The organism is Bradyrhizobium genomosp. I (2014) (genome assembly GCF_000261685.1).
Lineage (GTDB): Bacteria > Pseudomonadota > Alphaproteobacteria > Rhizobiales > Xanthobacteraceae > Bradyrhizobium.
In genome coordinates, this window is the sequence record NZ_AJQE01000203.1 from 57428 (window position 1) to 69240 (window position 11813).

The 11813-nt window shown below is 56.9% G+C and carries 15 protein-coding genes and 2 pseudogenes; 6 read left to right on the forward strand and 11 right to left on the reverse strand.

Going from position 1 to position 11813, the window contains the following annotated elements:
- Positions 1-21: 21 nt before the first annotated feature.
- The 5 genes from IC50_RS19715 to tnpA all read right to left on the reverse strand — a co-directional run bounded on the left by IC50_RS19715 (position 22) and on the right by tnpA (position 1997).
- Positions 22-303 carry a helix-turn-helix domain-containing protein gene (locus IC50_RS19715; RefSeq protein ID WP_011082870.1) on the reverse strand — a complete coding sequence of 94 codons (282 nt, stop codon included), beginning with the start codon at positions 301-303 and terminating at the stop codon, positions 22-24.
- 257 nt (positions 304-560) lie between these two features.
- Positions 561-917 carry an ABC transporter permease subunit gene (locus IC50_RS19720; protein ID WP_011082869.1) on the reverse strand — a complete coding sequence of 119 codons (357 nt, stop codon included), beginning with the start codon at positions 915-917 and terminating at the stop codon, positions 561-563.
- Between the two features lie 12 nt (positions 918-929).
- Complete coding sequence (locus tag IC50_RS19725) at positions 930-1232, reverse strand: transporter substrate-binding domain-containing protein (protein WP_014490263.1); 303 nt, start codon at positions 1230-1232, stop codon at positions 930-932.
- Positions 1219-1575 carry an IS66 family insertion sequence element accessory protein TnpB gene (tnpB, locus tag IC50_RS19730; protein ID WP_011082867.1) on the reverse strand — a complete coding sequence of 119 codons (357 nt, stop codon included), beginning with the start codon at positions 1573-1575 and terminating at the stop codon, positions 1219-1221. Before tnpB ends, IC50_RS19725 begins: the two co-directional genes overlap by 14 nt.
- Complete coding sequence (gene tnpA, locus IC50_RS19735) at positions 1572-1997, reverse strand: IS66-like element accessory protein TnpA (protein WP_011082866.1); 426 nt, start codon at positions 1995-1997, stop codon at positions 1572-1574. The genes tnpB and tnpA overlap by 4 nt, the downstream gene beginning before the upstream one ends.
- Before the next feature lie 78 nt (positions 1998-2075).
- On the opposite strand from tnpA, the pseudogene IC50_RS43165 reads away from it, so the two are divergent.
- Positions 2076-2230, forward strand: a pseudogene (locus IC50_RS43165) (TrbI/VirB10 family protein); the annotation flags it as partial.
- A gap of 179 nt (positions 2231-2409) precedes the next feature.
- Here the strand turns inward: IC50_RS43165 and IC50_RS19740 are convergent.
- Positions 2410-2643 (reverse strand): polysaccharide deacetylase family protein, encoded by a 234-nt coding sequence (locus tag IC50_RS19740; RefSeq protein ID WP_011082865.1) that lies wholly within the window; start codon positions 2641-2643, stop codon positions 2410-2412.
- Positions 2644-2937: 294 nt separating this feature from the next.
- Between IC50_RS19740 and IC50_RS19745 the strand changes: the two genes are divergently transcribed.
- The gene (locus tag IC50_RS19745; protein WP_011082864.1) at positions 2938-3123 is read left to right on the forward strand and encodes a hypothetical protein; all 186 of its coding nucleotides are present in this window, start codon (positions 2938-2940) and stop codon (positions 3121-3123) included.
- A gap of 82 nt (positions 3124-3205) precedes the next feature.
- Here IC50_RS19745 and IC50_RS19750 read toward each other — a convergent pair whose 3' ends face one another.
- The 4 genes from IC50_RS19750 to IC50_RS19765 form a co-directional block, all read right to left on the reverse strand.
- Positions 3206-3445, reverse strand: coding sequence for a recombinase family protein (locus tag IC50_RS19750; protein WP_014490262.1), 240 nt, complete (start codon positions 3443-3445; stop codon positions 3206-3208).
- Positions 3446-3509: 64 nt separating this feature from the next.
- Positions 3510-5090, reverse strand: coding sequence for a recombinase family protein (locus IC50_RS19755; protein ID WP_011082862.1), 1581 nt, complete (start codon positions 5088-5090; stop codon positions 3510-3512).
- 92 nt (positions 5091-5182) lie between these two features.
- Positions 5183-5470 (reverse strand): hypothetical protein, encoded by a 288-nt coding sequence (locus IC50_RS19760; RefSeq protein ID WP_011082861.1) that lies wholly within the window; start codon positions 5468-5470, stop codon positions 5183-5185.
- Between the two features lie 96 nt (positions 5471-5566).
- Positions 5567-6409 carry an acetoacetate decarboxylase family protein gene (locus tag IC50_RS19765; protein WP_011082860.1) on the reverse strand — a complete coding sequence of 281 codons (843 nt, stop codon included), beginning with the start codon at positions 6407-6409 and terminating at the stop codon, positions 5567-5569.
- 1182 nt (positions 6410-7591) lie between these two features.
- On the opposite strand from IC50_RS19765, the gene IC50_RS19775 reads away from it, so the two are divergent.
- Both IC50_RS19775 and IC50_RS19780 read left to right on the forward strand, forming a co-directional pair.
- Complete coding sequence (locus IC50_RS19775; RefSeq protein WP_011082858.1) at positions 7592-8350, forward strand: glucose 1-dehydrogenase; 759 nt, start codon at positions 7592-7594, stop codon at positions 8348-8350.
- A 45-nt stretch (positions 8351-8395) separates the two neighbouring features.
- On the forward strand, positions 8396-10156 hold the full coding sequence (locus IC50_RS19780; protein ID WP_011082857.1) for an oleate hydratase: 1761 nt from the start codon (positions 8396-8398) through the stop codon (positions 10154-10156).
- Here the strand turns inward: IC50_RS19780 and IC50_RS43170 are convergent, their stop codons facing one another.
- Positions 10157-10582, reverse strand: a complete 426-nt coding sequence (locus tag IC50_RS43170; protein ID WP_223153801.1) for a hypothetical protein — start codon at positions 10580-10582, stop codon at positions 10157-10159.
- 318 nt (positions 10583-10900) lie between these two features.
- Here IC50_RS43170 and IC50_RS19785 point away from each other — a divergent pair.
- Positions 10901-11125: pseudogene (locus IC50_RS19785) on the forward strand (ATP-binding protein); the annotation flags it as partial.
- Between the two features lie 43 nt (positions 11126-11168).
- The gene (locus tag IC50_RS42800) at positions 11169-11309 is read left to right on the forward strand and encodes a hypothetical protein (protein ID WP_016841328.1); all 141 of its coding nucleotides are present in this window, start codon (positions 11169-11171) and stop codon (positions 11307-11309) included.
- The last annotated feature ends 504 nt before the right edge of the window (positions 11310-11813 follow it).

Genomic DNA, 11813 nt, shown 5'->3' on the forward strand with positions numbered 1-11813 from the left:
CGTAGAAGCCGTTGAAATTCGCTATTTTTTCTTGCGACGTGGACCCGCTGGCTTGCGGCTTTTAGGCAAGGTCTTCGGAGACCTAGCACCTTTGGGCGGCAGAACAAAGAACTCGGACAACTGCACGTCCAGCGTTTCGGCGATGCGGTCGAGAAGATCAATCGTCGGGTTCTTCGATTGCCGCTCAAGACTACTCATGTAGGAGCGGTCGATCCCGGCCTTCCAAGCCAATTGCTCCTGCGAGATACCCCGATTCACGCGAATCCGACGCACATTCCAGGCTACAATCGCACGAGTTTTCATACGTCAACTCATGCCATGGTGCTAGGCCTCAAAACACTGGCTATAATCCCGCTATTATTTCTTGGTCGGTGTTCCTCGACGTGATCTAGCCTCAAACGCGGCCGGGACCGTGATCGATGCACGTGGGCAGTCGGCGTCCCACGCGCTTCGCACGATGCCCGCGGCTTAGGATGTCGACAGTGTATCGGGGTATTTCGCCTCTAAGCTTTGGCCTATCTCCGAAAAAGCGCTCAAGACCGCATCGATCTGATCCCGTCCTATTCCAGCGTAGATGACCAACCGTACGTATCGATCGCCATAAGGGACGACAAGCACGCCCAATCCCGCTTCACCCAGCGTCCAAGATTTGAGGGCAGGAGCTCCGGAAAGACGTAGAACCACAGGAACATCTGGATCAGCAATGGCACGTTCCGAAAGAGAGCTGTGTAGACGAAGCCTATTCCACGCACCGCTCTCGATCGAGCAGTGCGGGCTGTACCGACTAAGGTTCCGATCGCAAGCGCTAGGAGGAAGCTCACCACCGCCATGACTATTGTGAGACGCAGACCTTCCAGCAGCCATCCAAGCTGCGGCTGCTGGAAGAGAATACTCCAGTTCCAATTGTAGGAGAGCATTCGACCCAGCCGCTATTGAGGGACTGCTTGCGCTTGCAAAACGGTCTCGAGCTTCTCGCTCAGTGGAATTCCAAATTGGTCAAACCACTTGTGGTAGAGAGATGTTATCTCTCCCGAGCGAAAGAGCTCGGCCAGCGTCTTGTTGACAGCCAAGCGAAACGCAGAGTCGTCACGGCGCATCATTAACCCGTACGGCTCGAAGGAGAGCGGGCGGCCGACGACCTCCAGACGGTCGCGAGCCGGCTTTTGTCGCAAAGTGTAGAGGATCGCGTCGTCCGAACAAAACGCGTCGGCGCGATCGCTATCGACAGCCAAGAGTCCTTCTGAAAAATTCGAGATGTTTAGGATTTTCACGTTTGGGACCTTTAGTTTCTGGACCCATCTGCGCCGCCGAGATCGATACTGCGCCGTCCGACGCCGAAGGCCATATGAACTTGCCGCGATCCAGGCGCTTGGCGTAGAGCGACATGCCCAGCCCGTCATGCCAGAGGATCTTGACCAGATCGCCGCGGCGACCCCGGAAGATGTAGAGATCGCCAGCATGAGGATCGCGCTTCAGGCTCTCCTGGACCGCAAGCGCCAGGCTTTGCATCCCGCGGCGCATGTCGGTGTGGCCGGTGGCGATCCAGACCCTGACGCCGCTCGGGATCGGGATCATCGCCGTCTCAGAAGCTCAAGAACCCGCTGCAGCGCCTCCGCGTCCACGTCCCGGTCAACGCGCACGCGACAGCCGCCCCCAAGCTCGATCTCGATAATGCCGGCCCGTGCACGTTGCGCAGGCGGTGAAGACACCGGTTGTGGCGCGCCACTCGAGATCGGAGCCGCCGCAGGCGTCATCTCAACCGGAACAAGCACCGGCGCGGCATCCCCGCTCAACTTGCCTTCCCGCGCCAACCGGCGCCACGTGAACAATTGGCTTGTCGACAGCCCGTTACGTCGTGCCGTGACCGACACCAGACGTGGCCCGCCATAGCTCTCGGTGACGATTCGCTGCTTTTCTTCCAATGTCCAACGACGTCGAGCGCCTGTCGAGACGACTTCAAGTCGGGAAACCTTCGGCATAGGCATATGGTCAGTCATACGCCTATGTCTTCATCCTCCATCAAACCGCACAAGGCGGTCCTCCCCGGAGCGATACGTCGTCTATGCCGAGTCGCTGGACGACCTAGCAGCATCAGCCAGACTGGCCAGCAGATCTGCAGCGCCAGCTCAACATCCAGCCGACGCTGACCATCCGGCCAGGTTTCCCCGTGCGGGTCATCGTTACCCGCGATTTGGTATTGGCACCCTACGGCAAGGGAGGAACGCCATGACGAAGCTCAAACTCGGTCCGCTACGCGACATCCCGGTCTGGCGTATCTTGATCCATCATGCGTTGCCGAACGCGGCCGTGCCATATTGACGGTGCTCGGGTTGCTTGTTGGGGGAGTGGTCACGGGCTCAATCCTTGTTGAGACGGTGTTTTCGTGGCCCGGGATGGGCAATCTGCTTATCACGTCGATCGGCAGCTGTGGTGCGCTACGGTGTGGCCCTGGGCGGCCATACGCCGCACGAGCTCGGGAAATTCCGCCGAGGATCGGCCCACCAGAAAGAACGTGGCTCGCGCGCATTCCTGTGCGAGCGCAGCCAACACCTTATCCGTGTTCGGCGGCCGCGGTCCGTCATCGAAGGTGAGGACGACTTCATAGTCCGCCATCTGCGAGTTCGGTTTGATTCTACGCTTCATCGCGCGATTCAAACACGGTGCACCTTTGTGTGTCGATATAATTAATGACTCAATACGTGTTATACAAAAGAATACAACTTAAACGTTGACATGGCCGAATGGTATTTCCTATCGTCGCATCCAGAAAACCTCGTACGGCAGGCGTAAGCCATCTTGCGCGCCGGCAGTTTGCCGAAGGCGTAACTGACGATCGTAGAGCGCTCCGTAGGGAGCGCTCTACGTATTTGAGCAACGCGGCCGGCAAAAGCCGGCATCTGATGGCCCCGGCACGCTCCGAAAAGGTGGTAATAACCCGTGCGAGACCTGATCATCGAAGCCTTTGACAGCGTCATCCGCTGCGAGATCGCGGAAGCAGACGACGTTCGCAAGGAAATCGCCCAGCGCGGCGCCTACTGGGCCGGCGACGAGATATGGAAGCTGGGCCGCCAAGTCGCCGCGCTGCGCAAGCGTATCGCCGAGCTGGAAGAAACCGACGCATGATCTCAGCAGACCGCGAGTATCTGCTCGATGCCCCTCTAGAACCGTGGCTTCAATCGCTTCGAGCGGCACCGTGCGCCGGTTATCACAGAAACCAGTTTCCTTCATGCGCGTGCAGATCGTTTGCCTCAGCAGTCATCCACTGCTCGCGCGGGTTTTCGCGGCTGATGCGCTTGCCGGTCTCCGGGACCTTTATGAACCTTTGGCGGTTCCAGATGATCCGCCCGGCGTACTGAAGGATGCCGTTCAAGCGCTTGCGGCTACCGTCAATGGTCGAGGCGTTCCAGGCGCCGCCACGTGGCCCGGGTACGCCTTTCTTGTTCAAGGCAGTTGCGATGTCGCGTGGCGAGTTGCCGCCTTCAACGGCTTCTTCATCTGCGGTGTTAGACTCACGAAGGCTTTTCCTTGCCGACGCATTCGATGAGGAAGCGTGACAGCGCTTCGAACGTGTCAAATCGGTTTATGGTGCGGCCCTTATAGACTTCCTTTGAGAACCAGAACATGCGACGACTGAAGGTGAGCCACGCCGAGGGCATCAAGACATAGTCGAAGATCGCTTCGTTCTTCTCGTCCAGCCGAACCGCGACAACCCATCCCTTCGGCCACCTCACGCGGTATTGCAGCGTCCAGCGCAAGGGCCGGTTTTCATAGTTGCGGCATCTCGCGACCCGAAAGACGACATTCACGACATTGTCGATTCGAAGACATTCAGTCGAAGCATTGAGGGTGGCACTGCGACCAAGTCTCTCGAAGGCGTCTCGAAGGCGAGCAGCATTGCTAAGCTGAAGGGCGGCCCACCGTTGGTGCGACGCGTATTTGTCAAACCATTCTTGATTGCCGTTGTACCCAATAAGACGGTAGATGTTCCGCAGCGCGCCGAAGTGCAAAACATACGATGACATGGACGGCAGTCCCGGACTTGAATTGATAATCGTCTTACTAAGCTTGCCTTTCTTCATCAGGACCTTACGGAGCCGAAGCAACATTTCCTCTTCGGGAATGCTGACGCGCCCCTCACCCATAATCTTTTGCGCGCGCCGGAATGCGTCGCGATGGACGATAGGTTCGATGGCATTCTCTTTTCTGATCCAGAGCTCCCTTGGGTTGCGCGTCACCTTGGCGCCAAGTTTTCTGCTTTTGCGATTGTAGGTCAGAACGCCGATATAAGCTTCGTTCCGGAGGAGGTCACCGACAGCCTTTCCAAGCCACGGTCTTCCCTGGCTATTCAAGATCCCTCGCTGGTTGAGCTCTCGGGCAATGGTGGCCTGCGATTTGTGACGGAGATATTCGTGGAGAATCCAATTCACGATCTCGACTTGATCGGGCGCACCGGGGATGAGCTTGACATGGTCGGTAAGCAAAGATTTGCGCTGGCCGATCGTTAAAATGCCCTTCGGTCTGCATTGATCGTCGACGAGACGTCGTTGGAACGCGTAAGCCGTAGGGCCGCCCATTTTGAAGCCGCGATGCGTCAGCCGGACTGACCCTGCGAAAACTTTGGCGGAGAGTTCCCGACTGAACTCAGCCGCCATCACTCTCTTAATATTCTTCATGATGCTGGCGAGAAGGCTTCCGTCATTGTCGAATTGCTCCGCGCAATAAGCAACCTCGACGCCCGCCCTGCGGCAGATGAACTCGTAGTGCGCGCTCTCGTCAACGTCCTGAAAGCGTCCCCATCGGCTCACGTCGAAGACAAGCAGATGAGCGAAGTCAGCGCGTCCCGATTGCACGTCTTCAACCAGTTCGGTAAGGCCCCCCCGGTTTTCGATTCTGAGGCCGCTTTCTCCCTCGTCACGATAGGTGTGGACGATGGTTAGCTTGTGAAGTTCGGCGTAGGTCGCGATGACCACTGCCTGATTCTCAATCGAGTATTGCTGGTAATCCGTCGACATGCGGACATACTGCGCCGCCCGTCGCGCTTTCTGCGACTGAGGCAGACGTTTCGCGTGTACAACAAGGGTGTTCCCCATGTTGCCTCCCCGCGGCTATATCGCGCCGCGCTGTATTGCGCATCGCAAACCATTTAGGCGCATCATCAAGTCCGCGCCATCGGAAAGTGTATTCAGAAAGAGTCAACTGCTATGTCGTTTTTCTTGAAAGCACGTTGCGGCGGGCGAAGCGAGCTGCAGAGAAATGCGGGTTTGCGCTTTTGGGCCCGTAGCCGACATGTCCGGCGCAGCTCTTTCGTCTGCTTCTGACGAGGCAACCAGCAGGATATCGTCGTTGTCCTTGTCGATGATGTTGAACGCCCATCCATCATGGCTGTGGCGATCGCCACGTCGGCCTTCTTCTCCTTATTGCCGCTATTCTTGTTGTAGACGTGGGTCTTGAAGCCGGCCTTGTCGACCATCTTCCAGAATGAGTCGCCGGGGAGGTGAACCCCACATACCGCCCGTCAGCTGGCAAACCGACAGCGCTGGCAGCAATTTAGGATTGGATGAATTCTTCAAGCTCGTCGATCATCGTTTACCGGGTTTGATTCCTCCGAAAGGATATCAATGGCCTCGAGCCTTGCGTCATACTCCTCGTATGTGCCGAGCAGGGCTTGGCCAACTGTCAAGTTGTGCACGGGATCGATAATCGAGGGGGAGTCGTAAGTTAGGGAGGTTGGTCCAGTAAATAGAACTTCTTCGCCACGCTCGTCGCGTCGCAACGTTCGGTCCGTACACCATTTGACGAGTTGCGTGACCTCTCCCTTCCCGGACTCAATGATGGGCGGCAGCTGCCGAACCGAGTAGAAATTCGTCCGCGCAGAATACATCTGCCGCGAATCCGAGCTCATGCGCTCGTCTGGTTGAGCGGTAAGGGTCAGCAGGCGCTTGCCTTTCGGACGCTCGAGCGTACCCTGAATTAGACCGCCTTCTCTGATCAGTCTAATGTGCGCCAGCTTTTTTGGAGCACCAAGAACCTCTCGTCCCGAGGCGAGAGCTGCATCATTTACCGTCACGTAAATGTAAGGGATGTAGTAGCCAGTCTCGCCGTCGGGATCACGAACTTGAATTCCTGAATAGCACTCCAAGTATGGCCCGACAGTGCTTGAGCGATAGCTCGCGACCCCCACAATGGCGATTGCAGGGTTTGCTGCAGGTGCTAGTTCCTTCGGCAATAAACAATTCGCCTCGTGCCCCACGCTGAACATAAGGTTTATGGCTTGGCAGCCGAGAAACGCACCGCCACGATTTTTGCCCCCATGGTAAAGAGGCGCATCAAGCGGAATGCCTTTGACGTCGGGCATCGCATCCTCCTTGATCTCAGAACAATTCGCGCGGTTGGAGATTGAGCTATTCATCTCACCGCGCCTCTCCGGTTGTTGAAGCGCCCCTGAAGCGACTGTACTGCGCTGGCAGCGATGTGGGTTCGGTAGTCCGTGCGGCACATCGATCCGGTGATAGCGATCTTCGCTACGCGAGGCCGCAGTGCCGTTTCTGCGCCTTGCACCTCAATCCGCCGGATTAAACGATCCGAAAACATCCGACACGCTTGACCTTTTCCATTCTAGAAGCCGGCAGCTGTCCTGTGCTGCCGGATGCGCCTGATTGTGCATCCATTCCGGCGGAGCCTGCTCACCGATGATGACGTCAAGGCGAGTGGGTGATTCCTATTTGTCTATCAGTCGTTATGCAACGTCGATGCCAGGCACCTCGTGCGGTTTATACGGCTCACTGGCTGACGTCAAATTGGGTACGAGTGACCCGACAACTTTCGACCCTTGTTCTGTTGCCTTCCTCGCTTGTCCGATTGACGACGCGATGTCGAAAGCCCGACATGATCAAGTATCCGGACAGAAAGTCGATGAGGCTCTCTCACGAGTTTTCGCAACAGCCTCGATTAAACCAGATCAGCGTAACATTGTCGCTGCGCATGGTCGAAAACGCAGGCCCTGACATCGCCGTCTCGGTGGAGAGTCGGAAGACCTCCGGCGCCTGTGCAAGAGTCACGTGAGGCTGACTTCCCATCAGAGTCTCGGCGCGCCGATTGCACGGAATGGATACTCCAATTCGCAAGACTAAGGAGAACCTCATGCGTTCTGCGCCCCACTTTTCGATCCACAAGGAGCTCAGCACCGTTCGGCACCGGTATCGCTCCGCTCGCGGGTACCGATCCTATCTCCGAAACCGGAGGAAATTCGGTCGCAAATTGTCGGCGTCTAGAAGGCGGGGTAGTTCGGCAAAGCCAATGCAATAATCCAAAGGATGGCTAACGCCTGAGCGGCGGAAGCATGTTCGCGACGTGAAATCGTTATCGAAGTGCTTTAGCGCCAATTTACACGGGTACTGCGCACAGGCTTTGGGAATCAAAGATGATACGTAGCAGAGGGCAGATCGCCAAGAGTCCGGGGCGTGGTGCAGACCGCAACTCTTGGCTTGCCCGACTTTCAATGCTCGTTCTCAACCATTTTGATCAACACGCCCGTCATCCTTTTTGATGCTGAAAACCCCTGCACCGCCACTGATCGAGGGAACCAAGAGTTATGGGACGTGTGAGCGAAAAAGTCATTTTGGTAACCGGCGGGGCTCAAGGGATGGGGGCCGCTCATGCGCGCCTGCTGGTAGCCGAGGGCGCGAAAGTCGTGATCACCGATATTCTTGACAATGAAGGAGCGACTTTCGCGGCCGAACTTGGCCCATCCGCGATCTATGTGCGTCAAGACGTCGCTCAGCCAGGGGAATGGTGCCAGGCGATTGCGGCTGCGGAGGGCAAGTTCGGCGCGGTGCACGGCCTCGTCAACAATGCAGGCATAGCGAGTATGGCTCCCATCGAGCGGTTCCCGCTCGAGCAGTGGGAGAAGACCCTGGCTGTCAATCTCACCGGTGTATTCTTGGGAATGCAGACTGCCCTACCTGCGATGCGCCGCGCGGGCGGAGGCTCGATCGTCAACATCTCGTCGGTCGAGGGGATGAGGGGTAGTCCTGGGCTTCACGCCTATGTTGCTTCCAAGTTCGGCGTGCGGGGCATAACGAAGTCCGCTGCCTTGGAGGCCGCCGCGTCCGGCGTTCGCATAAACTCTATCCATCCGGGCTTCATCAACACTCGGATGACAGAGAACATCGATCTTTCCAGTTTTCCAATTCCGCTCGCGCGGCCAGCCGAGCCGCAGGAAGTGTCACAGGCAGTCTTGTTCCTGCTTAGCGACGAGTCCTCTTATCTTACCGGCTCCGAAATCGTCGTCGATGGCGGTCTGACGATCGGCGTCCCGCAGAAGGGTCAGGCGGTCGAAAACATCTTCTGACTATCAGCGGACGGATTGTCACATCAAACGAGATCGAATGTCGCGATGTATTACACCAGTGGAAATTACGAAGCTTTTGCTCGGCCCCGCAAACCCGCCGGCGTGGATAGCAAGACAGCATGGTTCGTTGGTTCGGGGTTGGCTGCGCTCTCCGGCGCGGCCTTCTTGATCCGCGACGGGCAGTTGCGTGGCGACCGTATCACCATCCTCGAACGACAGACGGTTCCGGGGGGCGCGTTGGACGGTTGTCAGGATCCGGAAAGGGGATTCGTGATTCGAGGTGGTAGAGAGATGGAGGATCATTTCGAGTGTCTCTGGGATCTGTTTCGTTCGATCCCATCGCTCGAACTTGAAGGCGCCAGCGTGCTCGATGAGTTTTACTGGCTGAACAAGGATGATCCGAACTACACACTACGGCGGGCGACGGTGAAGCAGGGGCAGGATGCCCATACCGATGGCCTCTTCACACTGAGCGAACAGGCCCAGAAAGAGCTGATTGCCCTTTTTCTTGCCACTCGTAAGCAGATGGAGACCAAGCGCATCGACGAAGTGTTCGGAAGAGATTTCTTCAACAGCAATTTCTGGCTCTATTGGCGGACCATGTTCGCCTTTGAAGAATGGCATTCAGCCCTCGAGATGAAACTTTATCTGCATCGATTCATCCACCATATCGGCGGCCTGCCGGATTTCAGTACGCTGAAGTTTACCAAATACAATCAATATGAATCGCTCGTTCTGCCGTTATCCAAATGGCTGTTGGCGCAAGGCGTCAACTTTCGCTACGGGGTCGGAGTCACCGATATCGATTTCGACATAAAGCGTGGCCGCAAGCAAGCCACAGCCATCCGCTGGCTGGAGAATGGCATTGAGGGCAGTCTCATTATTGGCGCCGACGATCTTGTTTTCATGACGATCGGGTCGCTGACCGAAAACTCGGACATGGGGGACCATCACACGGCCGCCAGGCTCAACGAAGGACCGGCGCCCGCCTGGGATCTGTGGCGGCGTATTGCGGCCAAAGATGCGGCCTTTGGACGCCCAAATGTCTTTTGCGGCAATATTCCTGCAAGCAAATGGGAATCGGCGACGATCACGACCCTGGACAAACGCATTCCAGCATACATCCGCAAGATCGCCAAACGCGATCCGTTCAGCGGCAAGGTTGTCACAGGAGGCATCGTTACGGTGAAAGATTCGAGCTGGTTGCTCAGTTGGACCACAAATCGCCAGCCGCATTTCAAGCGCCAGCCCAGCGATCAAGTCGTCGTCTGGGTCTATTCGCTATTCGTCGATAAAGCCGGCGACTACGTGAGGAAACCGATGCAAGATTGTACGGGCGAGGAAATCACGCAAGAATGGCTTTATCACCTCGGTGTGCCGGTTGCGAGTATACCGGAACTCGCCGCTGGGGCCGCCAAGACGGTCCCGGTGATGATGCCCTACGTCACTTCCTTCTTCATGCCGCGGCAGGCGGGCGACCGGCCAGATGTTGTGCCGAAAGATGCGGTCAATTTCGCCTTCATCGGCCAGTTCGCGGAGTCGGGTGAACGGGATTGTATCTTCACGACGGAATACTCCGTTCGGACCGCGATGGAAGCCGTGTATATCCTCCTCAAGATTGAACGTGGCGTGCCCGAGGTATTCAACTCGACCTATGATATTCGCAAGCTGCTTGCAGCAATGGGTAGACTGCGCGACGGCAATGAAATTGAGATCCCGGGACCTGCGTTCCTGCGCGAGCTCATTCTAAAAAAGATTGAAGCGACTGAGCTTGGCGAACTACTCAATAAATATCACCTGAGGTGATTAAGGCAGCGGACGCTGCGGCTTCGCTCGGATAGAGAAGCGCTGTCCTGCGCCGTGACGGCTCGGACTCGCCAAGGCGCGGATCAAACGTTCGCGCCGATCTTCCAGGCAACCTTTAGGCGTACTCTGGAATTCGGTGTTCTTTCGGCTTGATGTTATTCTCGCCACACGCATCCGATTAACCTCTTGCCACGAGGTGAGGGCGAAACTAGCTAGTGGCTCGTCACAGTGATCTTGATGGTTTGATACCGGCCAGCTTAGGATAGGCAAGTTTTCTGGCGGCACAAGGACTTCGATGCTTCTGGGGATGCAGGATTCGGCGGGTGGCCGTCCGGACATGTGCGAATAGGTATAGATGAACGCCAGATAATGGCCCTGCTTCTCGGTAAAGCGTGCGCCTGGTTTTTGACTCATGGATCGATTCATCCGTGCCTCCTTAGTCGTCCGTGAAGAACAGGTAAGGGGCTGATCTGGAGTCGTTGTTTTTCGGCTGCGGCGATTTTGTGATTGCAGGCTTTGACAGTGCGGTAGCTCGGAACCTGCAATTTGCAGTTTGAGATTCCCTCGAATCGCACGGCATGATTCGGCGCTCGTATCGGGAGGAGCCGATGCGACCGAAGAAGCCGAAGGCGACGGACGAAGGTGATCTGTTCCGGGCCAGGCTCAAGCAGGTCATCAACATGGAGCACGAACTGGTTCAGCACGCCGGCAAGATCAATTGGGACTGGATCGACTATCGACATGAAGGCGCCGCGCGGGCTCGACAAGCCGCTGTTCCAAAAGCTCGTCGCCGGCGAGTGGATCGACCGGCATCAGAACCTGCTCATCATCGGCCCGACCGGCGTCTGCAAGAGCTGGATTGCTTGCGCCTTGGGCCACAAGGCCTGCCGCGACAACCGCTCCGTGCTCTGTCAGCGGCTGCCGCGGCTGTTCGAGGCGCTTGCCCTCGCGCGGGGCGACGGCCGATGGTTGGGTTGCCGATGAGCTCCGCGCTTTGACTTCCTTGTAGACGTTGCTGATCGACATCGCGGATGTTGCGACACCGCGCCATCGACGAACCGCGTTCGGATGCGAGATCGGCGTGATAGCCATCGATCTTGGCGAGCATCTCCTGCACGAGCGCCGGATCAAAGTCGATAGCGACTGCTGCTGACTTTGCCGTCGTTTGTCCCTGTTGCGTTGCTTGGCCTCGGCGAGCTCTCATGCGCTTGACCTTGCCGATGATGGCGTTGCGAGATACGCATCGCCACCCCTCGCAGACACCGAGTGGCCCGCGCTCCACATGCATTGCAGAAGCGACACCTCCTCAGAATCCCATGCCGATGTGGCTTGATTGACCATCGTTCGTCATCGTCACGAGCACGAGTCGATGGTCGTTTTGATTGTCGCCAAAAGCAGTGCGTGTCGATGTTTACGCTTGTTCGCCGCTATTCGATGTTCGGAAAGGTTTTTGGCTGCGACGATCGGCCTGCCTTATAAAATAGGCAGACGAACGTGTATTTATGCCTGCGGTTGCATCGTGTCCGGAAAGTTGATCCGCTTACGTTAACGGCTGTTGACAACATGCGTTAACGGCGTTGCAATCACCAGCACGACAAACGGCGGTGAGTTTACCAACTAACAACAGCAGCTAGTCACATGAATCTAAAGTTCGCCA